20 protein-coding genes are annotated in these 22,404 nt (G+C 60.7%); 9 read left to right on the forward strand and 11 right to left on the reverse strand.

Annotated features, from left to right (window positions below; translation table 11 throughout):
* Nucleotides 1–159: 159 nt before the first annotated feature.
* The 3 genes from HB680_RS04380 to HB680_RS04390 form a co-directional block, all read right to left on the reverse strand.
* Nucleotides 160–777 (reverse strand): TPM domain-containing protein, encoded by a 618-nt coding sequence (locus tag HB680_RS04380; RefSeq protein ID WP_213937393.1) that lies wholly within the window; start codon nt 775–777, stop codon nt 160–162.
* A gap of 28 nt (nt 778–805) precedes the next feature.
* A complete protein-coding gene (locus HB680_RS33015; protein ID WP_213937394.1) occupies nt 806–1,561 on the reverse strand; it encodes a TPM domain-containing protein in 756 nt (251 codons plus the stop codon).
* Between the two features lie 106 nt (nt 1,562–1,667).
* On the reverse strand, nt 1,668–2,276 hold the full coding sequence (locus tag HB680_RS04390) for a LemA family protein (protein WP_123507476.1): 609 nt from the start codon (nt 2,274–2,276) through the stop codon (nt 1,668–1,670).
* Nucleotides 2,277–2,524: 248 nt separating this feature from the next.
* Here HB680_RS04390 and bglX point away from each other — a divergent pair, with 248 nt between their 5' ends.
* A complete protein-coding gene (bglX, locus tag HB680_RS04395) occupies nt 2,525–4,816 on the forward strand; it encodes a beta-glucosidase BglX (RefSeq protein ID WP_213937395.1) in 2,292 nt (763 codons plus the stop codon).
* 128 nt (nt 4,817–4,944) lie between these two features.
* Here the strand turns inward: bglX and HB680_RS04400 are convergent, their stop codons facing one another.
* The 6 genes from HB680_RS04400 to HB680_RS04425 all read right to left on the reverse strand — a co-directional run bounded on the left by HB680_RS04400 (nt 4,945) and on the right by HB680_RS04425 (nt 10,178).
* Nucleotides 4,945–5,625: a hypothetical protein gene (locus HB680_RS04400; RefSeq protein WP_213937396.1), complete on the reverse strand. Its 681-nt coding sequence runs from the start codon at nt 5,623–5,625 to the stop codon at nt 4,945–4,947.
* Nucleotides 5,626–5,759: 134 nt separating this feature from the next.
* A complete protein-coding gene (locus HB680_RS04405; protein ID WP_213937397.1) occupies nt 5,760–6,917 on the reverse strand; it encodes a phosphatidylserine/phosphatidylglycerophosphate/cardiolipin synthase family protein in 1,158 nt (385 codons plus the stop codon).
* Between the two features lies 1 nt (nt 6,918).
* The gene (locus HB680_RS04410; protein ID WP_213937398.1) at nt 6,919–7,509 is read right to left on the reverse strand and encodes a YceI family protein; all 591 of its coding nucleotides are present in this window, start codon (nt 7,507–7,509) and stop codon (nt 6,919–6,921) included.
* 210 nt (nt 7,510–7,719) lie between these two features.
* Complete coding sequence (locus HB680_RS04415) at nt 7,720–8,043, reverse strand: amidase (RefSeq protein WP_213937399.1); 324 nt, start codon at nt 8,041–8,043, stop codon at nt 7,720–7,722.
* Nucleotides 8,040–9,134, reverse strand: a complete 1,095-nt coding sequence (locus HB680_RS04420) for a serine hydrolase (protein WP_213937400.1) — start codon at nt 9,132–9,134, stop codon at nt 8,040–8,042. Before HB680_RS04420 ends, HB680_RS04415 begins: the two co-directional genes overlap by 4 nt.
* Before the next feature lie 156 nt (nt 9,135–9,290).
* Nucleotides 9,291–10,178, reverse strand: a complete 888-nt coding sequence (locus HB680_RS04425) for an acyl-CoA dehydrogenase family protein (protein ID WP_213937401.1) — start codon at nt 10,176–10,178, stop codon at nt 9,291–9,293.
* A gap of 154 nt (nt 10,179–10,332) precedes the next feature.
* Here HB680_RS04425 and olsB point away from each other — a divergent pair, with 154 nt between their 5' ends.
* Both olsB and HB680_RS04435 read left to right on the forward strand, forming a co-directional pair.
* The gene (gene olsB / locus HB680_RS04430; protein ID WP_213937402.1) at nt 10,333–11,088 is read left to right on the forward strand and encodes an L-ornithine N(alpha)-acyltransferase; all 756 of its coding nucleotides are present in this window, start codon (nt 10,333–10,335) and stop codon (nt 11,086–11,088) included.
* Nucleotides 11,088–11,879 carry a lysophospholipid acyltransferase family protein gene (locus tag HB680_RS04435; protein WP_213937403.1) on the forward strand — a complete coding sequence of 264 codons (792 nt, stop codon included), beginning with the start codon at nt 11,088–11,090 and terminating at the stop codon, nt 11,877–11,879. Before olsB ends, HB680_RS04435 begins: the two co-directional genes overlap by 1 nt.
* 107 nt (nt 11,880–11,986) lie before the next feature.
* Here HB680_RS04435 and HB680_RS04440 read toward each other — a convergent pair whose 3' ends face one another.
* Nucleotides 11,987–12,565: an ACP phosphodiesterase gene (locus HB680_RS04440; protein WP_213937404.1), complete on the reverse strand. Its 579-nt coding sequence runs from the start codon at nt 12,563–12,565 to the stop codon at nt 11,987–11,989.
* A gap of 171 nt (nt 12,566–12,736) precedes the next feature.
* On the opposite strand from HB680_RS04440, the gene HB680_RS04445 reads away from it, so the two are divergent.
* Genes HB680_RS04445 through HB680_RS04455 form a run of 3 tightly spaced genes read left to right on the forward strand, consistent with a single transcriptional unit; the run spans nt 12,737 to nt 15,298 of the window.
* Nucleotides 12,737–13,057: a helix-turn-helix transcriptional regulator gene (locus HB680_RS04445; protein WP_201195345.1), complete on the forward strand. Its 321-nt coding sequence runs from the start codon at nt 12,737–12,739 to the stop codon at nt 13,055–13,057.
* 3 nt (nt 13,058–13,060) lie between these two features.
* Nucleotides 13,061–14,227 carry an MFS transporter gene (locus HB680_RS04450; protein ID WP_213937405.1) on the forward strand — a complete coding sequence of 389 codons (1,167 nt, stop codon included), beginning with the start codon at nt 13,061–13,063 and terminating at the stop codon, nt 14,225–14,227.
* Nucleotides 14,228–14,248: 21 nt separating this feature from the next.
* Nucleotides 14,249–15,298, forward strand: coding sequence for an alkene reductase (locus HB680_RS04455; protein WP_213937406.1), 1,050 nt, complete (start codon nt 14,249–14,251; stop codon nt 15,296–15,298).
* Nucleotides 15,299–15,568: 270 nt separating this feature from the next.
* Here HB680_RS04455 and emhR read toward each other — a convergent pair whose 3' ends face one another.
* Nucleotides 15,569–16,201, reverse strand: coding sequence for a TetR family transcriptional regulator (gene emhR / locus HB680_RS04460; RefSeq protein WP_213937407.1), 633 nt, complete (start codon nt 16,199–16,201; stop codon nt 15,569–15,571).
* Between the two features lie 265 nt (nt 16,202–16,466).
* On the opposite strand from emhR, the gene emhA reads away from it, so the two are divergent.
* Genes emhA through emhC form a run of 3 tightly spaced genes read left to right on the forward strand, consistent with a single transcriptional unit; the run spans nt 16,467 to nt 22,234 of the window.
* A complete protein-coding gene (gene emhA, locus HB680_RS04465; protein WP_213937408.1) occupies nt 16,467–17,624 on the forward strand; it encodes an efflux RND transporter periplasmic adaptor subunit in 1,158 nt (385 codons plus the stop codon).
* Between the two features lie 3 nt (nt 17,625–17,627).
* Nucleotides 17,628–20,777 carry an efflux RND transporter permease subunit gene (emhB, locus tag HB680_RS04470; protein WP_213937409.1) on the forward strand — a complete coding sequence of 1,050 codons (3,150 nt, stop codon included), beginning with the start codon at nt 17,628–17,630 and terminating at the stop codon, nt 20,775–20,777.
* Entirely contained in the window at nt 20,774–22,234 is a 1,461-nt protein-coding gene (emhC, locus tag HB680_RS04475) for an AdeC/AdeK/OprM family multidrug efflux complex outer membrane factor (RefSeq protein WP_213937410.1), read from the forward strand. Before emhB ends, emhC begins: the two co-directional genes overlap by 4 nt.
* Nucleotides 22,235–22,404 lie beyond the last annotated feature (170 nt).

Raw genomic sequence — 22,404 nt, forward strand, 5'->3', positions numbered from 1 at the left:
CTGCGAGGCTGCGTTCGGCTGCGCAGCAGCCGTGATTCCTGCTATCTTGGCCCGTCTGAAACACCGCGTTGTCTGGTTTTACGACTGCTGCGCAGCCGAACGCAGCCTCGCAGGCTCGGCAGCTGCTACAAGAACTGAGCGCTGCCAAGACTCCGGTGGTCAGCCCAACACCACCAACCGATTCGGCAACTCATTGCGCACCTGCGTCACCGGCACATGCACCTTGAGCAATTCGCCGCACGCTTCGATGCAGGTCACAAACCCTTGCAACGTCTGGCCCTGCTTCACCTGTTGGGTAAACGCCGCGACGATCATGTCCCAGCTCTTGTTATCCAGTCGTTTGGAAATCCCTTCGTCCACCAGGATTTCCACATAACGCTCGGCCTCGCAGACAAAGATCAGCATCCCGGTACTGCCCACGGTGTGGTGCAGGTTCTGCTCCAGAAACTGCCGCCGCGCCAGGTTCGACGCGCGCCAATGGCGAACCCGGCGCGGGATCAGGTGGGTGGTGACTTTGGGAATGCGGAACACCAGGCACAGCACGATAAAACTGACCCACTGCACCAGCAACAGGCTGTGCAGGGTCAGCGCGCCGGTCAGGTAATGCACGACACCCGGCACCACCAGCGCCAGCAAACTGGCCCACAGCAACGGGATGTACGCGTAGTCGTCGGCGCGGGCCGCGAGCACGGTGACCAGTTCGGCATCGGTTTCGCGCTCGACCCGGGCAATCGCCTCGGCGACTCTGCGTTGTTCGTGTTCAGTCAGTAATGCCATGGTTAAAAATGCTCGTTCATTATTATTTTCACCAGCCGCCCGACGAACCGCCGCCCCCGAAACTGCCACCACCGCCGCTGAAGCCCCCGCCTCCACCGCCGCCGCCAAACCCTCCACCGCCGAAACCGCCGCTCGAACCACTGGAGCCGCCTCGGCCGGTAGGCAGGATACCCAGCATTTGCAGGACAAAAATCGTCAGGATGAACAGCATCACCAGAAAGATGAACAGCCCAGGATGCCGAGAAACGAAATCGCTGTCCTCATCACCTCGCGGCTCATACACCGTTGACGGTTCATCCAGCGGACTGCCGCCCAACACCACCAGCATCGCCGCGACCCCGTCGCTGATGCCCTTGCTGAAATTGCCGGTCTTGAACGCCGGGGTGATCACCTGGTTGATGATCACCGAACTCTGGGCATCGGTCAGGCGATCTTCCAGGCCATAACCGACTTCGATCCGCAACTTGCGCTCATCCCGAGCGACGATCAGCAGCGCGCCGTTGTTCTTGTCTTTCTGGCCGATGCCCCAGGCGCGCCCGAGTTGGTAACCGAAATCGGCGATGTCGGTGCCCTGCAAATCCGGCAAGGTCACCACCACCAATTGCTCGCCGGTAGCGGTTTCGTGGGCCTGGAGTTGCTGGGTCAACTGCTCGCGCACCGCCGGCTCGATCATCTGCGCGTTGTCCACCACCCGCCCGGTCAGCGGCGGGAACTTCAGCTCGGCCTGGGCCGTGACCGCAACCATCCAGAGCAACAGCACCAGGCCCATCTTCAACACGCGCATTGGAATCCCTCCGGGACAGCGGCAAGTTTCAAGCGGCAAGCTGCAAGTAGAAGCAGGACGAGTTGCCCTCGCTTGCCGCTTGCCACTTACAACTTGTAGCTATTCGTCAGAATTTCACTTGCGGCGCTTTTTCAGCATCCGGGCTGGTCGCTTCGAAGGTCTCGCGGATCGGCAAATCGCTGTACATCACGCTGTGCCACAGGCGACCGGGGAAGGTGCGGATTTCGGTGTTGTATTTCTGCACGGCGAGGATGAAGTCGCGGCGGGCCACGGCGATACGGTTTTCGGTGCCTTCAAGCTGCGATTGCAAGGCGAGGAAGTTCTGGTTGGCCTTGAGGTCCGGATAGCGCTCGGACACCACCATCAAACGGCTCAGGGCACCGGTCAACTGGTCCTGGGCGGCCTGGAACTGCTTGAGTTTTTCCGGGTTGTCGAGCGTATTGGCATCGACCTGGATCGACGTCGCCTTGGCCCGGGCTTCGACCACGGCGGTCAGGGTGTCTTCTTCGTGCTTGGCGTAGCCCTTGACGGTTTCCACCAGGTTGGGGATCAGGTCGGCACGGCGCTGGTATTGATTCTGCACCTGACCCCAGGCGGCCTTGGCCTGTTCGTCGAGGGTCGGGATGTTGTTGATGCCGCAGCCGGCCAGCAGGGTGGTCAGCAGCATCAGTGCCGCGACTTGCAGGCTCGAGCGATAGTTGAGTCGTACATTCATGTAGGTGATGCTCCCGTGCACATTCCGTTGAAAAACAACCTGCGGCCTTCAAACCCGGCTGATGAGGCATAATCTGGCGCCACCACTGGATTGCATCGGGCCAATGGGCTAAAAGATGCCCTGCGCGAATAAGAGTTCAGAAGTGTGCTGCATTTTCCTGAACAACGCCCGAACAACAATAGTCGCTCCCTAAATTTTGGCTGACCGGCGTGTATTCACTGCCGCTTAGGCTTTTGAGAAAACTATTCATGAAGAAGCTGTGTTTGCTGGGCCTGTTCGTCAGCCTGGCCAGTCATACCGTACTGGCCGCCACGACCCCCGCACCTCTGGAGAACAAGGACGCTTTCATCAGCAACCTGATGAAACAAATGACCCTCGATGAAAAAATCGGCCAGTTGCGCCTGATCAGCATCGGCCCGGAAATGCCTCGGGAGCTGATCCGCAAGGAAATCGCCGCCGGCAACATCGGTGGCACGTTCAACTCGATCACCCGCCCGGAAAACCGTCCGATGCAGGACGCTGCCATGCGCAGCCGGTTGAAGATCCCGATGTTCTTCGCCTATGACGTGATCCACGGCCACCGCACCATTTTCCCGATCCCGATTGCCCTGGCGTCAAGCTGGGACATGGACGCCATCGCGCGTTCCGGGCGCATCGCCGCCAAGGAAGCCGCGGCGGACAGCCTCGACATCACCTTCGCGCCGATGGTCGATATTTCCCGCGACCCGCGTTGGGGCCGGACGTCCGAAGGTTTCGGTGAAGACACGTACCTCGTCTCGCGCATTGCCGGCGTGATGGTCAAGGCCTTCCAGGGCCAGGGCGCCAACGCGGCCGACAGCATCATGGCCAGCGTCAAGCACTTCGCCTTGTACGGCGCGGTCGAGGGCGGTCGCGACTACAACGTCGTCGACATGAGCCCGGTCAAGATGTATCAGGACTACCTGCCGCCGTACCGCGCCGCGATTGATGCCGGCGCTGGTGGAGTGATGGTTGCGCTGAACTCGATCAACGGCGTACCGGCCACCGCCAACACCTGGTTGATGAACGACCTGTTGCGCAAGGAATGGGGTTTCAAGGGCCTGGCGGTCAGTGACCACGGGGCGATTTTCGAGCTGATCAAGCACGGTGTCGCGGCGGACGGTCGTGAAGCGGCGAAGCTGGCGATCAAGGCCGGCATCGACATGAGCATGAACGACACCCTCTATGGCAAAGAGCTGCCAGGGCTGTTGAAGGCCGGTGAAATCCAGCAGAGCGACATCGACAACGCCGTGCGCGAAGTGCTGGCCGCCAAGTACGACATGGGCCTGTTCAAGGACCCGTACCTGCGCATCGGCAAGGCTGAAGATGACCCGGCGGACACCTACGCCGAAAGCCGCATGCACCGCCCCGAGGCCCGCGACGTTGCGCGCCGCAGCCTGGTGTTGCTGAAAAACCAGAACGACACCCTGCCGCTGAAGAAAACCGCGAAAATTGCCCTGGTCGGTCCATTGGCCAAGGCGCCGATCGACATGATGGGTAGCTGGGCCGCCGCCGGTAAGCCGGCGCAATCGGTGACCCTGTTCGACGGCATGAACGCCGCCGTGGCCGACAAAGCCACACTGATCTACGCCCGTGGCGCGAACATCACCAGCGACAAAAAAGTGCTCGATTACCTCAACTTCCTCAACTTCGATGCCCCGGAAGTGGTGGATGACCCGCGCTCGGCCCAGGTGCTGATCGACGAAGCGGTGAAAGCCGCCAAGGACGCGGATGTCGTGGTAGCGGCGGTCGGTGAATCCCGTGGCATGTCCCACGAATCGTCGAGCCGTACCGACCTGAACATCCCGGTCAACCAGCGCGAGTTGATCAAGGCCCTGAAAGCCACCGGCAAACCGCTGGTGCTGGTGTTGATGAACGGCCGTCCGCTGTCGATTCTCGACGAGAAAGAACAGGCTGATGCGATTCTGGAAACCTGGTTCAGCGGCACTGAAGGCGGCAACGCCATCGCCGACGTGCTGTTCGGCGACTACAACCCGTCGGGCAAACTGCCGATCACCTTCCCGCGTTCGGTGGGCCAGATTCCGACCTACTACAACCACCTGAGCATTGGCCGGCCATTCACGCCGGGCAAACCGGGCAACTACACCTCGCAGTATTTCGATGACACCACCGGGCCGCTGTTTCCGTTCGGTTTCGGCTTGAGCTACACCACGTTCAGCGTGGACGACATGGCGCTGTCGTCGACCACCCTGAACAAGACCGGCAAGCTCGACGCCAGCGTCATGCTGAAAAACACCGGCCAGCGCGACGGCGAAACCGTGGTGCAGCTGTACATCCAGGACGTGACCGGCTCGATGATTCGCCCGATCAAGGAACTGAAGAACTTCCAGAAAGTCATGCTCAAGGCCGGCGAACAGAAAGTCGTGCACTTCACCATTACCGAGGACGACCTGAAGTTCTACAACGCCCAGCTCAAGTACGCGGCGGAGCCGGGCAAGTTCAACGTGCAGATCGGCCTGGATTCACAGGACGTGACGCAGCAGAGTTTCGAACTGCTGTAATTTTCCAAACGCCACAAAAACCTGTGGGAGCGGGCTTGCTCGCGAAGGCAGTGTGTCAGTCGACATCAGTTTGAATGACACACCGTTTTCGCGAGCAAGCCCGCTCCCACAGTTGTTTTGAGTCGCGATCAAATTTTGTGTTCGACGCCAATCCCGCTGTAGGAGCAAAGCTTGCTCGCGAAGAGGCCCGAACATTCAACATCTTCGTTGAATGTGATGCCGCCTTCGCGAGCAAGCTCGCTCCCACAGTTGTTTTGGGTTGAAATCAAATTTTGCGCTCGACGCCAATCCCCTGTGGGAGCGGGCTTGTTCGCGAAGAGGCCGTCACATTCAGCATCTTCGTTGAATGTTAAGCCGCCTTCGCGAGCAGGCTCGCTCCCACAGTTGTTTTGGGTTGCCATCAAATTTTGCGCTCGACGCCAATCCCTTGTGGGAGCTGGCTTGCTCGCGAAGAGGCCGTCACATTCAGCATCTTCGTTGAATGTTAAGCCGCCTTCGCGAGCAAGCTCGCTCCCACAGTTGTTTTGGGTTGAAATCAAATTTTGCGCTCGACGCCAATCCCCTGTGGGAGCGGGCTTGCGCGCGAAGAGGCCATCACATTCAGCATCTTCGTTGAATGTTAAGCCGCCTTCGCGAGCAAGCTCGCTCCCACAGTTGTTTGGGGTTGAAATCAAATTTTGCGCTCGACGCCAATCCCCTGTGGGAGCGGGCTTGCTCGCGAAGAGGCCGTCACATTCAGCATCTTCGTTGAATGTTAAGCCGCCTTCGCGAGCAAGCTCGCTCCCACAGTTGTTTTGGGTTGAAATCAAATTTTGCGCTCGACGCCAATCCCTTGTGGGAGCGGGCTTGCTCGCGAAGGCGGTGTGTCAGTCGCAATCAGTTTGAATGACACACCGCTTTCGCGAGCAAGCCCGCTCCCACAAAGGGTATGCGGTGTTGGCGACTATCCGCGTCGATCCAGCAGATTCACCACCAACCGATCCACATATCCCCACACTCGCTGCTTCACCCGCCGCCACAACGGCCGGCGTTGCCAGGCCTCGAGGCTGACTTCCTGGCTCAGGGCAAAGTCCTTCTCGAAACTCGCCGCCACCGCCGCCGTCAATCCGGGGTCCAGCGCTTCCAGGTTGGCCTCCAGGTTGAAGCGCAGGTTCCAGTGGTCGAAGTTGCAGGAACCGATGCTTACCCAGTCGTCCACCAGCACCATTTTCAGGTGCAGGAAACACGGCTGGTATTCGAAGATTTTCACGCCGGCCTTGAGCAGTCGCGGGTAGTAACGGTGCCCGGCGTACCGCACCGACGGGTGATCGGTGCGCGGTCCGGTCAGCAGCAAACGCACGTCGATGCCGCGTGCGGCAGCCTTGCGCAACGAGCGGCGGACTTTCCAGGTCGGCAGAAAATACGGCGTGGCCAGCCAGATGCGTTTCTGGCCGCTGTTCAAGGCACGGAACAACGACTGCAAGATATCCCGGTGCTGACGGGCGTCGGCATACGCGACCCGGCCCATGCCCTCGCCCATGGACGGCACCCGAGGCAAACGCGGCAGGCCGAAGTGCGAGGCGGGTTTCCAGGCGCGGCGATGGCGGTTGGCGATCCATTGGCGGTCGAACAGCAATTGCCAGTCCAGCACCAGCGGGCCGCTGATTTCCACCATCACTTCGTGCCATTCACTGGTGTCTTTGCCCGGCGTCCAGAATTCATCGGTGACACCGGTGCCACCGACCACGGCCAGGCGCTGGTCCACCAACAACAGCTTGCGGTGATCGCGGTAGAAGTTGCCGACCCAGCGCCGCCAGCTCAGGCGATTGTAGAAACGCAGTTCCACCCCCGCCGCCATCAAGCGCTGACGCAGGTTCAGCGTGAACGCCAGGCTGCCGTAATCATCGAACAGGCAACGCACCCGCACACCGCGCTCGGCGGCTTGCACCAGCGCCTGGACCATGGCCTCGGCGCAGGCCCCCGCTTCCACCAGATACAGCTCCAGTTCGACCTGTTCTTCAGCGCGGGCAATCGCCACCAACATGCGCGGAAAGAACTGCGGACCGTCGATCAGCAATTCGAAATGGTTGCCTTCACGCCACGGAAATACGGCACCGGCCATGTCAGCGCGCCGTGAAAATCAGCACCGCACTCACCGGCACCGACAAACTGATGGCCGACAAACCGGCGACCTTGCGCAAACCTTCCAGCCCCGGGGCCAGGTCGAAATCTTCAACGTTGATCACCAGCGGCTCCAAAGTCACCACTTGAAAGCGCCGGTCATCGAGCCGGGTCGCCAACAGTTCGGCGCTGTATTCATGTTGTTTGCCGTGAAGGCTGACGGTCAGCGGCAAACGCAATTCCAGCTGGGCGCCGGGCGCCAGGTCGTTGATCGGTCGCAGGTCGATCTGCGCGGTGATCAGCGCATCGGGAAACGTCTGGATCTCGAACAGGTCCTTGCGCATCCGCTCGTCACGCAGCGGGATGCCGCTGTTCACCGAATCCATCTCGACTTCCACCCGCGCCAGGCCCGTGGGCTCGACCTTGCCGTGCAGCACCAGAAAGCGCTGCACTTCGGAAATGTTGGCATTTTTGGTGCTGATGAACGACAGCCGCGACGACTCGCCGTCCAGGTACCAATCGGCGTGGGCCGACAGCGTGGCCCCGGCCAGCAGCAGGAAGGTGAGGGTTTTGCAGAGGGCGCGGTTGAACATAGACACTCGTGGGGCAAGAAAACCTGAGCGAACCTTAACCGCCTGCGAGCCAGATGCAAACCTGTGTAGCAGCTGGCGCAGCCTGCGTTCGGCTGCGCAGCAGTCGTAAAATCAGACACTGCGGGGTTTCAGGTAGACCCAAGCGGCTGGATTGACGACGGCTTCGCCGCCGAACGCAGGCTTCGCCAGCTGCTACATCGGTAGTTGCGTTCAGGGGATCAGACGACACCCCTGGCGTTCGCCAATCCACTGCGCGCTATTGCTGCGCCCCATGCCACTAACCGTCACGTGCTTTGAAGCTTCGTCATCGGTAAACCCGCTGAAGGGCAACCACTGCTTCACATAGCCATGACAGTAGCCGGCGTCATTATTCATCACGTAACGGCAGGAACAATATTCCTTGGCGGTGTAGGCGCTGATGATGTCCGGGAATGCCCACAGCGCCACCCGCTCCTGCCAGATCCAGCCGAGCAGCAAAATCAGCAGCAATAGAAAAACGCTGGTGAAGGGACGACGGCGAACAAAACCGTTCATGGCTGCACCTTCCCGGCAAACGCCTTCAGCGCAAGTTTGAGCAGTTCGTTATGCCGGTAGCTGCCGTCGCGATCATCGCCATAACGCACGATCACCAGGTCTTCACTGGGAATCACATACAACACCTGCCCCCAATGGCCCAGCGCCGCGAAGGTGTCGGCCGGCGCATCGGGCCAGGGTTGCGTCGCGCCGTCCACCGCGCGATTAAGCCACCACTGACCTCCGGGCACAGCCTCGTCCTGATGGGCGCGATAGCCGGCAAACGGTTCGCGATTGAACGCGACCCAATCCTTGGGCAGCAATTGTCGATCACCCCAACGACCATCGCGAGCCATCAACAATCCGACCCGCGCCAGATCCCGGGCGGTGAGGTAGGCGTAGGACGACGCGACGAACGTCCCGGTGGCATCGGTTTCCCACACCGCATGGCGAATCCCCAAGGGCTCGAACAACGCGGTCCACGGATAGTCTGGATATCGGCTCGGGCCGACGATGTTTTTCAGCGCGGCCGAGAGCAGGTTGCTGTCGCCGCTGGAATAGCGAAACGCCTGGCCCGGCGCGGCGTATTCATCATGCCCGGCGGTGAACGCGGCCATGTTCGAGTGGCCGCGGGTGTAGAGCATGGCCACCACCGAGGATTTCAGCGGCGCGTATTCGTAGTCTTCCTGCCAGTCGAGGCCGGAGGCCCAGTGCAGCAGATCGGCCAGGGTAATCGCCGGATGATTCTCCAGCGCCGGGTAAAACTTCACCGCCGGGTCCTGCAGGGTGAACAAACCTTCGCCATACGCTACGCCGAGCACCGCCGCCATCAGGCTTTTACTGATCGACCAGGTCAGGTGCGGGGTGTCGGCGGTAGTCGCGCCGGCATAGCGTTCGTAGATCAATTGGCCGTCGCGGATCACCAACAAGGCGTCGGTGCGGATGCCGGTTCGCGTGGCGTCATCGCGGGTCGGGAAGGCGTAGGTTTCCAGGGCTTCAAGGGCCGGGCCGGTGATCGCCGGGCCTTGCGCCCATTGTTCGGCGGGCCAGTTTTCGGCGTGGGCCGACAGGCTGAGCAGAAGGATGAAAAGCAGGGACACACCTTTGAACATGGCGGGGGCTCGGGCGGATGGGCCTGCTGAGACTAGTTGAGGTTGGTTACAGTTTTTGAGTTTGTGTTGTCCATGACGCCGTCTTCGCGAGCAAGCCCGCTCCCACAGGGGAATGCATTTCAAATGTGGGAGCGGGCTTGCTCGCGAAGAGGCCAGTCAATCCGGCGAAGATCCCGCGAGTGCCTTGGCCAACCGCTTCCCCCGAGCCCCCGCCGCCAGATCCATCACCGCCTGATCGCGCTGCCACATCGCCGCCCACAACGGCGGCCCACCCGCCAAGGCCTGATTCACCTCAGCCTTGAGCCCCTCAAACTGCGCAAACAACCCACCGAGCAGCACATGCCCGGCCGCACTGCCCGGCGCCTGGCGACTGGCTTCCGCACACCCGGCCAGCAGCGCCAGCAAGCGCAGTTGCAGGGTTTGCGGCCAGTCGCTGTCCTGACCGACGCCATACAGCCAAGCGCTCATGGCGCTCAACACATAGACGTCTTCCAGGGTGCGAAACGGTTTGACGTAAGCATCCCAGCCATCCCCCGCCAGCAATTCGCAGAAGGCGTTGTCGAGAAACACCCGACTGTGGCTGATGTCCGGCATCAACGGGATGGCCGGGAGTTTTTCCAGGCGCACGCCTGGTTCGCCGGGATACACCACCGCCAGGCTCAACCGTGGTTTTTCCCCGAGTTCTTCGCTGCGGGCGGCGATCAGCAGCCAGTCGGCGGCGTCGCCGGCGGTGACGAAATCCTTACGCCCATCGAGGCGCAGATCCTTGAGGCGGGTCTGCATGTCCGCCGGGCGCAGGCTGCGCTGTTCGGTCGCGCACAGGGCGCCGAGGCTCTGCGGCGCGCTCGGCCAGAGCATGCGCAACGCCGCTTGATAGCCCACCAGAAACGCCAGCCCCGGCGTCGCCATCAAGCGTGCGCCGGCCACCGCCAGTTCGAACGGCGTGACCGTGCCCAACTGATGCAACAAGGTCGCGAAGCCTTCGGCCAGGTCCGCGTTGGCGGGCAGGCGTTCGCGGCGATTGAGCAGGGTTTGCCAGGGCATAAGAGGCTCCTTGTGGGCTGTCATATAAGCATCACCAAAGCTTCATGGCGATGACACCGGGGCTACATAGCCTGACTTTGCACAACACGGCTGCATAAAGAAAGTCGATCGGCTGCAACCCACGACGGGTGCCCGGCCCGTACGGAGATTCACAATGACTCAGATCGCCCGCATCAGCGACACCGGCAATGAACGCCGCCTGCAAGCCGAACGCCTGATCGGCAGCGAGGCTTTGCAGGAAGCCCAGGCCCTGCGCTTCAACGTGTTCAGCGGCGAATTCAACGCCAAGCTGAAAGGCGCGGAACGTGGCCTGGACATGGATGATTATGATGTTCACTGCGCCCACATCGGCGTACGTGACTTGAACACCGGGCGTTTGGTGGCGACCACCCGTTTGCTCGACCACACCGCCGCCAGCAGCCTGGGCAAGTTCTACAGCGAAGAAGAATTCAGCCTCCATGGCTTGGTCCACTTGAAAGGTCCGATCCTGGAAATCGGTCGCACCTGCGTCGACCCGGCCTATCGCAACGGCGGCACCATCGCCGTGCTCTGGGGTGAACTGGCCGAAGTCCTCAACCAGGGCGGCTACAGTTACTTGATGGGCTGCGCGAGCATCCCGATGCAGGACGGCGGGATTCAGGCCCACGCGATCATGCAGCGCCTGCGCGAACGCTACCTGTGCACCGAACACCTGCGCGCCGAGCCGAAAAAGCCGCTGCCGACCCTGGACATTCCCTCGAACGTGATCGCCGAAATGCCGCCACTGCTCAAGGCCTACATGCGTCTTGGCGCGAAGATCTGCGGCGAGCCGTGCTGGGACGAAGACTTCCAGGTCGCCGACGTGTTCATTCTGCTCAAGCGCGACGAACTCTGCCCGCGTTACGCCAAACACTTCAAGGCGGCCATGTAATGAGTCGCCTGCGGGTGTACGCGCGAATTGCGCGAGTGCTGATCGTGGTCGCATTGGGCTTGACCATGGCCAGTGTGTTCGGCGTGTTCGAACGCGCGGGGATTGCCCACTCGATGGTCCGGCGTCAGCGCTGGTCGCGGTTTTTCATGGCGCGGTTGAGCAACGCCCTGCCCTTTCGCGTGACCGTGCATGGCGAGCTGCCGAAGGCGCCGATGCTGTGGGTCAGCAACCACGTGTCCTGGACCGATATTCCGCTGCTGGGCATGATCACGCCGCTGTCGTTCCTGTCCAAAGCCGAAGTGCGCACCTGGCCGGTGGCCGGCTGGTTGGCGGCCAAGGCCGGCAGTCTGTTTATCCGCCGGGGTTCGGGCGATAGCCAGTTGATCCGCAAACAGATGACTCGTCATTTGGAGCAACAGCATCCGCTGCTGATGTTCCCGGAAGGCACCACCACCGATGGCCGTTCGTTGCGTACCTTCCACGGGCGACTGCTGTCTGCGGCGATTGATTCCGAGGTGAAGCTGCAACCGGTGGCGATTCGTTACCTGCGTGACGGGAAAATCGACTCGCTGGCACCGTTTATTGGCGACGATGATTTGCTCTCGCACCTGATGCGTTTGTTCGCCAATGATCGGGGGGATGTGGAGATTCACCTGCTCAAGCCGATTGCCTGCGAAGGTCGCGAGCGTGCGGCGCTGGCGTTCGAAGCGCAGCAGGCGGTGCAGAGGGCGTTGTTTGGAACGATCCCGGAAAAACAGCAAGTGCCGATGCGTCCCGCGATTGCTGCTTGAACACACATCCCCTGTGGGAGCGGGCTTGCTCGCGAATGCGGTGTATCAGTCGACTTAGATGTTGAATGACCTACCGCATTCGCGAGCAAGCCCGCTCCCACAGGGGTTCATGGTGCTGGGTAGTTTTGGGTGAATGCCTGAAGCTGCGGATAGAACACTCTGAAATCCTCACTCAACGGCTCATACAACCCTCGCAATTCCTGCATCGCCCCGGCCAGTTCTTCAGGCTTGGTCAGGCGCCGGGAAATCCCCCGCAGCACCTGCGCCAACACTTCGAAATCCTGATAAGAGCCCAACCAGTCATTCGCCATCATGTGCGGCGCAATCTGCGCCAGGCGATCGGGCAACTGCGGCTCGTTGGACAGCACCCGGTAAACGTCCGAAGTGAATTGCGCCAGCGGCTGATCCGCGTAAAGCGTCCAGTCCCGGGCCAGGCAATGGTCGAAAAACACGTCAAGGACGATCCCGGCATAACGCCGCCGGGTGACTGAAAACCGTGACAACGCGATGTCCACCAACGGATGACGGTCGGTGAACACGTCGATGCTGCGATGCAGCTGGATGGCGGCTTCGATCTCCGGGGCGAACTGCCCTTGCAGCCGTCCCTTGACGAAATCGCCATAGAGGCTGCCAAGCAATTGACCGGGGCGCTGGCCACCGAGGTGCAGATGTGCGAGATAGTTCATGTCGCGCAGCTTAGCACTGCGCGTTCGTATCGTTACACCCAGCGTATCGTTATAACCCGATATACCGATTTACTCGGTCATCAGACCGAAATCATATTGGTATATCGCGATTCAACGATTTAAAGTTCGCCTCATCGCGATATAGCGTTTTACTCATCACGAGCCCACACCATGACCCTTGACCTCGACGAAATAATAAAAGCCCTGGCACACCCAGTACGCCGAGACATTCTCATCTGGCTGAAAGACCCCAAGGTCCAGTTCCCGGAACAGATCCACAACCACGAATACGGCATTTGCGCCGGGCAGATCGATCAGCGCTGCGGTCTGTCGCAGTCGACTGTGTCCGCGCATTTGGCGACGTTGCAACGTGCGGGTCTGATCAGCAGCCAGAAAGCCGGTCAATGGCACTTCTTCAAACGCAACGAGGACGTGATTCAGGCGGCCCTCGACGCCATCGTCAAAGAGCTCAGCGCTCCGACAAGGACTTAATCAATGCCCCTCTCGCTACTCATTCTGGCCCTGAGTGCCTTCGCCATCGGCACCACCGAGTTCGTCATCATGGGCCTGCTGCCCGATGTGGCGGCAGACCTCGGTGTGTCGATCCCGGGCGCCGGCTGGCTGGTGACCGGATACGCCCTGGGCGTGGCCATCGGTGCGCCGTTCATGGCACTGGCCACCGCCCGACTGCCGCGCAAGGCCGCGCTGGTAGCGTTGATGGGGATTTTCATCGTCGGCAACCTGCTGTGCGCTCTGGCCAGTGACTACAACGTGCTGATGTTTGCCCGTGTGGTCACCGCCCTGTGCCACGGCGCGTTCTTCGGTATCGGTTCAGTCGTTGCGGCGGGCCTGGTGCCGGCCAACAAACGCGCTTCGGCGGTGGCTTTGATGTTCACCGGCCTGACCCTGGCCAACGTCCTCGGCGTGCCGTTGGGCACTGCGCTCGGTCAGCAATACGGCTGGCGCTCGACTTTCTGGGCGGTGACCGTGATCGGCGTGATCGCCCTGATCGGCCTGATCCGCTTCCTGCCGGCCAAGCGCGATGAAGAAAAACTCGATATGCGCGCCGAACTCCGCGCCCTCAAAGGCGCCGGGATCTGGCTGTCGCTGAGCATGACGGCGTTGTTCGCCGCCTCAGTCTTCACCTTGTTCACTTATGTGGCGCCGCTGCTGGGCGAAGTCACCGGCGTCTCGCCACGCGGCGTGACCTGGACCCTGATGCTCATCGGCCTGGGCCTGACGGTCGGCAACATCATCGGCGGCAAACTGGCTGACAAAGGCATGGCGGCGACGCTGATCGGTGTGTTCATCACCATGGCGGTGGTTTCCACCGTACTGACCTGGACCAGCGTTGCCGTGATCCCGACCGAAATCACCCTGTTCCTCTGGGCCACCGCGTGCTTCGCCGCTGTCCCGGCCCTGCAAGTGAACGTGGTGACCTTCGGCAAAGCGGCACCCAACCTGGTGTCGACCCTGAACATCGGCGCGTTCAACGTCGGCAACGCACTCGGTGCCTGGGTCGGCGGCAGCGTCATCGCCCACGGCTTCGGCCTGACCAGCGTGCCCCTCGCGGCCGCCGCACTGGCGGTGCTCGCCCTGCTGGTGACCCTGATTACTTTCCGTCAGAGCGGTAACCCCGAACTGGCCCCTGCTACTAACTGAACCTCACGAGGGTTGTATTAAATGACGACTATTTTCGATCCGATCAAACTGGGCGACCTCGAGTTGGCCAACCGCATCATCATGGCACCGCTGACCCGCTGCCGCGCCGACGAAGGCCGTGTGCCGAACGCGCTGATGGCCGAATACTACGTACAACGTGCCTCGGCCGGCCTGATCCTCAGCGAAGCCACCTCGGTGACGCCGATGGGCGTCGGTTACCCGGACACCCCCGGCATCTGGTCCAACGACCAGGTACGTGGCTGGGCCAACGTGACTAAAGCGGTCCATGCGGCCGGCGGCAAGATTGTCCTGCAACTGTGGCACGTTGGGCGGGTTTCCCATGAGTCGTACCTCGACGGCGAAACACCGGTTGCACCGAGCGCCATCCAGCCTAAAGGTCACGTCAGCCTGGTTCGCCCGCTGGCCGACTACCCGACGCCGCGCGCTCTGGAAATCGCTGAAATCGCCGACGTCGTCGACGCTTACCGCGTGGGTGCCGAGAACGCCAAGGCTGCCGGTTTCGACGGCGTGGAAATCCACGGCGCCAACGGTTACCTGCTCGACCAGTTCCTGCAAAGCAGCACCAACCAGCGCACCGACAACTACGGTGGCTCCCTGGAAAACCGTGCGCGCCTGCTGCTGGAAGTGACGGACGCCGCGATCGAAGTCTGGGGTGCCGGCCGCGTGGGTGTGCACCTCGCACCGCGCGCTGACTCCCATGACATGGGCGACGACAACCTGTCCGAGACCTTCACTTACGTGGCTCGCGAACTGGGCAAACGTGGCATCGCCTTCATTTGCTCCCGCGAAAAAGAAGCCGGCGACAGCCTGGGCCCACAATTGAAAGAAGCTTTCGGCGGCCCGTACATCGCCAACGAGCGCTTCACCAAGGACAGCGCCAACGCCTGGCTGGCCTCGGGCAAGGCTGATGCGGTCGCGTTCGGCGTGCCGTTCATTGCCAACCCGGACCTGCCGGCGCGCTTGAAAGCGGATGCACCGCTTAACGAAGCACGTCCAGAATTGTTCTATGCCAAGGGTCCGGTCGGCTATATCGACTATCCAACGCTGTAACGATCGCAGACATTAAAAAGCCCCGACTCGAAAGAGCCGGGGCTTTTTTTGCACTCGCGTTCAACGAATTGGAAGCTTCGGAAGCTATTTGCGGGTTTATTTACAGTCCTTAACACCCACGAAACAAATTCCCTACAAAATACGTAGCTCGCTACCTATCAACCTGCTACTAGTCCGTATATAAAAGCACACCATGATGTCGAGGCGAGCAAAGCAAATGGGTTGCTGCCTGAAGTGTTGACACAACCTGTTCCAATTACGCATTTTGTTTCATTTGCGCAGGCTGGGGCTCAAGCGCAGCATATCCAACCCTGTATTGACCCACCGCTCGGCCTCGACGTGCAGCTCAAAGCTGTCGGGCGCCAGTAACCACTGATACAGGATGCCGTCGATGTAGGCATGCAGGCTGATCGCCGCGCGGGCCGTGTCGAGATCTTCCGGCAATTGGCCCCGATTTACCGCATTGGTCAGGGCCAGGGCGATGCGAACATTGCAGTCGAGGCTGACCGCCCGGCGTTGCTGGCGCAGGTCACACATTTCATCGGTGAATTCGCACTTATGAAACAGAATCTCGTTGATGCGTCGGGTCTTCGGGTCCAGGGCAACTTGATGAAACAAATGAGTCAGCAACTTGCGCATGCAGCCCAGCGGATCGAGTTCGTGCTCGCTCTCACTGGCCTTGGCCATTTCATCCAGTGGCTCATGCAGGGTATCGAGCATCGCCTGCACCAGGTCCGCCTTGTTGCTGAAATGCCAGTAGATGGCCCCGCGAGTAACGCCAGCCAGGCTAGCGATGTCCGACAGCGTCGTGCGTGCCACGCCCCTTTCATAAAAGGCTTTCTCTGCCGCTTCGAGTATCTGGCTACGGGTTTCTTGAGCTTCCTCTTTGGTACGACGGACCATGGCAGTACAACCTCAATCAGGATGCTTCAGCGATGTCTGAACAACCGCTGAATAAAAGTGGGGCGAATGCTCTTGGGAGTCGTCCCCGGCCTACAATTCAAACCTTTGAACAGCTTCCGTAACGGTGTGGGTACGCAGCCTAGGTGTTTACAAACAACCATGAACGTAAGTATATTCATTAGCAAGCTACTTATCTACTCAGCGCACTTTTTTTACCCTTCCACCTTTCGAGTGCGCATCTTGCGCGCCTGACCCGAGGATTTTCATGCAATTCAAGCCAGCTGTTACCGCTCTGGTCACCGCCGTCGCCCTCGCATCGCTGCTCAGCGGATGTAAAAAGGAAGAGGCACCTCCGGCCCCTCCCGCCCCTCAGGTCGGCGTCGTAACCCTGCAACCTCAAGCCTTTACCCTGACATCCGAACTTCCAGGCCGTACCAGTGCGTACCGCATCGCCGAAGTTCGCCCACAGGTCAACGGCATCATTCTCAAGCGCCTGTTCAAGGAAGGTGGCGACGTCAAGGCCGGCCAGCAGCTCTATCAGATCGATCCGTCGGTCTATGAGGCCACCCTGAAAAGCGCCGAAGCCAACCTGCAACAGACCAAGTCGATCTCCGATCGCTACAAGCAACTGGTCCAGGAGCAAGCCGTCAGCCGTCAGGAATACGACACGGCCACGGCCAATCGCTTGCAGTCGGAAGCGTCCCTGCAGTCCGCCCAGATCAACGTGCGCTACACCAAGGTCTACGCACCGATCACCGGTCGCATCGGCCGTTCTTCGGTGACCGAAGGCGCGCTGGTCACCAGCGGCCAGACCGACGCGATGGCGGTCATTCAGCAATTGGACCCGATCTATGTCGACGTCACTCAGTCCTCGGTCGAGTTGCTTGAACTGCGCCGCGAACTGGAAAGCGGTCGCCTGCAAAAGGCGGGCGACAACTCGGCCGCGGTCAAACTGACCCTTGAAGACGGCAGCCAGTACAAGCAGGACGGCAAACTGGAGTTCTCCGAAGTCTCGGTTGACCAGACCACCGGGTCCGTCACCCTGCGCGCCGTGTTCCCCAACCCAGATCACACCCTGCTGCCCGGCATGTTCGTTCACGCCCAGTTGCAATCCGGCGTGAACAGCGCGGCGATCCTGGCTCCGCAACAAGGTGTGACCCGCGACCTCAAAGGCACCCCGACCGCACTGGTCGTCGGTCCCGATAACAAGGTCGAGCTGCGTCAGCTCAAGGCCAGCCGTACCGTCGGCAGCCAGTGGCTGATCGAAGACGGTCTCAAGGCGGGCGATCGCCTGATCACCGAAGGGCTGCAATTCGTCAAGCCTGGCATTGAGGTCAAGCCGACCGAAGCCACCAACGTTGGCGCAAAGAACCCGGCCCCCGCTCAGACAGCTGATAAGGCTTACAGCGGCAAAGGGGAGTAAACCATGTCGAAATTTTTTATCGACCGTCCGATTTTCGCGTGGGTAATTGCCCTCGTGATCATGCTGGTCGGGGCTCTATCGATCCTCAAGCTTCCCATCAACCAATACCCGAGCATTGCGCCGCCGGCCATTGCGATCCAGGTAACCTACCCAGGCGCGTCCGCACAAACCGTGCAGGACACCGTGGTGCAGGTCATCGAGCAACAGCTCAACGGTATCGATAACCTGCGTTATGTGTCGTCGGAAAGTAACTCCGACGGCAGCATGACCATTACCGCCACCTTCGAGCAGGGCACCAACTCCGACACCGCGCAGGTTCAGGTCCAGAACAAACTGAACCTGGCCACCCCGCTGCTGCCGCAAGAAGTGCAGCAACAGGGTATCCGCGTGACCAAGGCAGTGAAAAACTTCCTGCTGGTGATTGGCGTGGTCTCGCAAGACGGCAGCATGTCCAAGGACGACCTGTCCAACTACATCGTGTCGAACATGCAGGACCCGATCTCCCGGACCGCCGGTGTCGGTGACTTCCAGGTCTTCGGTGCCCAGTACGCGATGCGGATCTGGCTCGACCCGGCCAAGCTGAACAACTTCAACCTGACCCCGGCCGATGTCAGTGCCGCGATCTCGGCACAGAACGTTCAGATCTCCTCCGGTCAACTCGGTGGTTTGCCGGCCTTGCCTGGCCAGCAACTGAACGCCACGATCATCGGCAAGACCCGTCTGCAGACTGCCGAGCAGTTCAAGGCGATCCTGCTGAAGGTCAACAAGGATGGCTCGCAAGTCCGCGTCGGTGATGTCGCCGATGTCGGTCTGGGTGGCGAAAACTCCAGCATCGCGGCGCAGTTCAACGGCAAACCGGCTTCAGGTCTGGCGGTAAAACTGGCCAACGGCGCCAACGCCCTCGATACGGCCAAGGCTCTGCGTAAAACCATCAGCGACCTGCAGCCGTTCTTCCCGCAAGGGATGGAAGTGGTGTTCCCGTACGACACCACTCCGGTGGTGACCGAGTCGATCAAGGGCGTGGTTGAAACCCTGGTCGAAGCGATCGTGCTGGTGTTCCTGGTGATGTTCCTGTTCCTGCAAAACTTCCGCGCCACCATCATCACCACAATGACCGTGCCGGTGGTATTGCTGGGTACGTTCGGCATCCTCGCGGCGTTCGGTTTCAGCATCAACACCCTGACCATGTTCGGTATGGTGTTGGCCATCGGCTTGCTGGTGGACGATGCCATTGTCGTGGTGGAAAACGTCGAGCGGGTGATGAGCGAGGAAGGCCTGTCGCCCAAGGAAGCCACCAAGAAATCCATGGGGCAGATCCAGGGCGCGCTGGTCGGTATCGCGTTGGTGCTGTCGGCGGTACTGCTGCCGATGGCGTTCTTCAGCGGTTCCACCGGTGTGATCTACAAGCAGTTCTCGATCACCATCGTTTCGGCCATGGCGCTTTCCGTGATGGTCGCTTTGATCTTCACCCCGGCGCTCTGCGCCACCATGCTCAAGGCGATTCCGAAAGGCGAGCACGGCACCCCGAAACGCGGCTTCTTTGGCTGGTTCAACCGCAACTTCGACCGTGGCCTCAGAAGCTACGAGCGCGGTGTCGGCAACATGCTCAAGCACAAGATCCCGTATCTGTTGGCTTACTTGCTGATCATCGTCGGCATGATCTGGCTGTTCACCCGCATCCCGACCGCGTTCCTGCCGGAAGAAGACCAGGGCGTACTGTTCGCCCAGGTGCAAACCCCGGCCGGTTCCAGTGCCGAACGCACCCAAGTGGTGATCGACGAGATGCGTTCTTACCTGCTGGAGAAAGAATCCGGTGCGGTAGCCTCGGTGTTCACCGTAAACGGCTTCAACTTCGCCGGTCGCGGGCAGAGCTCCGGTCTGGCGTTCATCATGCTCAAACCGTGGGGCGAGCGTGATGCGAGCAACAGCGTGTTTGCCCTGGCAGGCCGCGCTCAGCAGCACTTCTTTACCTTCCGCGATGCCATGGTGTTTGCCTTCGCACCACCAGCGGTACTGGAGTTGGGTAACGCCACCGGTTTCGACGTGTTCCTGCAAGACCGCGCCGGTATCGGTCACGACAAGCTGATGGCTGCGCGTAACCAGTTCCTCGGCATGGCGGCACAGAGCAAGGTGCTGTACCAGGTGCGTCCGAACGGCCTGAACGACGAACCGCAATACCAGTTGGAAATCGACGACGAGAAAGCCAGCGCCCTCGGCCTGACCCTCTCCGACATCAACAGCACGCTGTCGATCTCCTTCGGTAGTAGCTACGTGAACGACTTTATCGACCGTGGTCGGGTGAAGAAGGTTTACGTACAAGGCAAGCCAGGCTCGCGCATGAGCCCGGAAGACCTGAAGAAATGGTATGTGCGCAACAGCGCGGGCACCATGGTGCCGTTCTCCGCGTTCGCCAAGGGCGAGTGGGTGTACGGTTCGCCAAAACTGGCCCGTTACAACGGCGTGGAAGCGATGGAAATCCTCGGGGCTCCGGCGCCGGGCTACTCCACCGGTGAAGCCATGGCCGAAGTCGAAGCCATTGCCAAGAAACTGCCGGCGGGCGTGGGTATTTCCTGGACCGGTCTGTCCTACGAGGAACGGCTGTCCGGCTCGCAAGCGCCAGCGCTGTATGCCCTGTCGCTGCTGATGGTGTTCCTGTGTCTGGCGGCGTTGTATGAAAGCTGGTCGATTCCGATCGCGGTCATGCTCGTAGTGCCACTGGGGATCATCGGTGCATTGATGGCAACAAGTCTGCGAGGGCTGTCCAACGACGTGTACTTCCAGGTGGGGCTGTTGACAACCATCGGCCTGGCATCGAAAAACGCCATTCTGATCGTCGAGTTCGCCAAGGCACTGCACGAGCAAGGCAAATCCCTGCGCGAGGCGGCGATCGAGGCCTGCCGCATGCGTCTGCGACCGATCATCATGACGTCGCTGGCCTTCGTACTCGGTGTGGTTCCGCTGGCCATCTCCACCGGCGCCGGTTCGGGCAGCCAGCATGCGATCGGCACCGGGGTAATTGGCGGTATGATCACCGCCACGGTCCTGGCGATCTTCTGGGTCCCACTGTTCTTCGTCACCGTGTCATCCATCGGCCAGCGTAATAAAGCTGACGAGGAAGACGCCAATGAAACTCCTAAAGAGGCTGGCCAATGAGCAAGTCGCTACTCTCCCTAGCTGTTGCCGCTTTCGTGCTCGGCGGCTGCTCGCTGATTCCTGACTATCAGCAGCCTGCAGCACCGGTGGCAGGTCAGTTCCCGCAAGGTCCGGCGTATTCGCCGGCCCAGGCGCCGAGCCAGGCCGCTGCCGAACAAGGCTGGAAGCAGTTTTTCCATGACCCGGCGCTGCAACAGATGATCCAGGTCGCCCTAGAGAACAACCGTGACCTGCGTGTCGCGGCCCTGAACATCGACGCATTCGCCGCTCAGTACCGCATTCAGCGTGCGGATCTGTACCCGGCCATTTCGGCCACTGGCTCCGGCAGCCGTCAACGTGTTCCGGCGGACATGTCGCAAACCGGTCAGGCGGGGATCACCAGTTCCTACTCCGCCACGGTCGGTATCAGCGCCTATGAACTCGACCTGTTCGGTCGGGTTCGCAGCCTGAGCGAAGAAGCCCTGCAGAAATACTTCGCCACCGAAGAAGCACGGCGCAGCACCCAGATCAGCCTGGTCGCCAGTGTGGCTAACGCCTATCTGACCTGGCAGGCCGACAAGGAACTGCTGAAACTGACCCAGGACACCCTCGGCGCGTTCGAGGAGAGCTACAAGCTCACCTCGCGCAGCAACGAAGTCGGTGTTGCATCGGCCCTGGACCTGGCGCAGTCGCGTACCTCGGTGGAAAACGCCCGGGCACAACTGGCCAAGTACACCCGTCAGGTCGCTCAGGATGAAAACAGCCTGGTGCTGCTGCTCGGCACCGGCGTGCCGGGCAACCTGCAAGCCGCCAAGCCATTGTCGGATGATCTGCTGAGCGACGTACCGCCGGGTCTGCCGTCGGACTTGCTGCAGCGTCGTCCGGACATCCTCCAGGCCGAATACAACCTGAAGGCCGCCAACGCCAACATCGGCGCGGCGCGGGCTGCGTTCTTCCCGAGCATCAGCCTGACCGCCAATGCCGGCACCCTGAGCCCGGACCTGTCCGGTCTGTTCAAGGGTGGTTCGGGGACCTGGCTGTTCTCGCCGCAGATCAACCTGCCGATCTTCAACGCCGGCAGCCTGCGCGCCAGCCTGGATTACTCGAAAATCCAGAAAGACATCGGCGTGGCGAACTACGAGAAGTCCATTCAAACGGCCTTCCAGGAAGTCGCCGACGGCCTGGCCGCCCGCCAGACCTACACCGAGCAGTTGCAGGCCCAACGTGATTTCGTCGCCGCCAACCAGGACTACTACCGTCTGGCCGAGCGTCGTTATCGCATTGGTGTCGACAGCAACCTGACCTTCCTCGATGCCCAGCGTCAGTTGTTCAGTGCTCAACAGACACTGATCACCGATCGTCTGGCGCAGTTGAACAGCGCGGTCAATCTGTACAAGGCGCTGGGTGGTGGCTGGAACGAACAAACGGCGAAGAACGAGCCGTTGAAAGAAGAAGCGCCGAAGTTGAAGTTGTTCTGATAGCGCTTTGAACTACAAGAAGCCCACCGATTGGTGGGCTTTTTGTTGGCGGCGGGAAGAGGTGTGTTGTCCGGCCTGGCGCCTTCGCGAGCAAGCCCGCTCCCACAGGTGACCGCGTTCTCTCTGAAGGAATGCGGTCACCTGTGGGAGCGGGCTTGCTCGCGAAGAGG

It is taken from the genome of Pseudomonas sp. dw_612, assembly GCF_018449725.1.
Taxonomy (GTDB): Bacteria; Pseudomonadota; Gammaproteobacteria; order Pseudomonadales; family Pseudomonadaceae; genus Aquipseudomonas.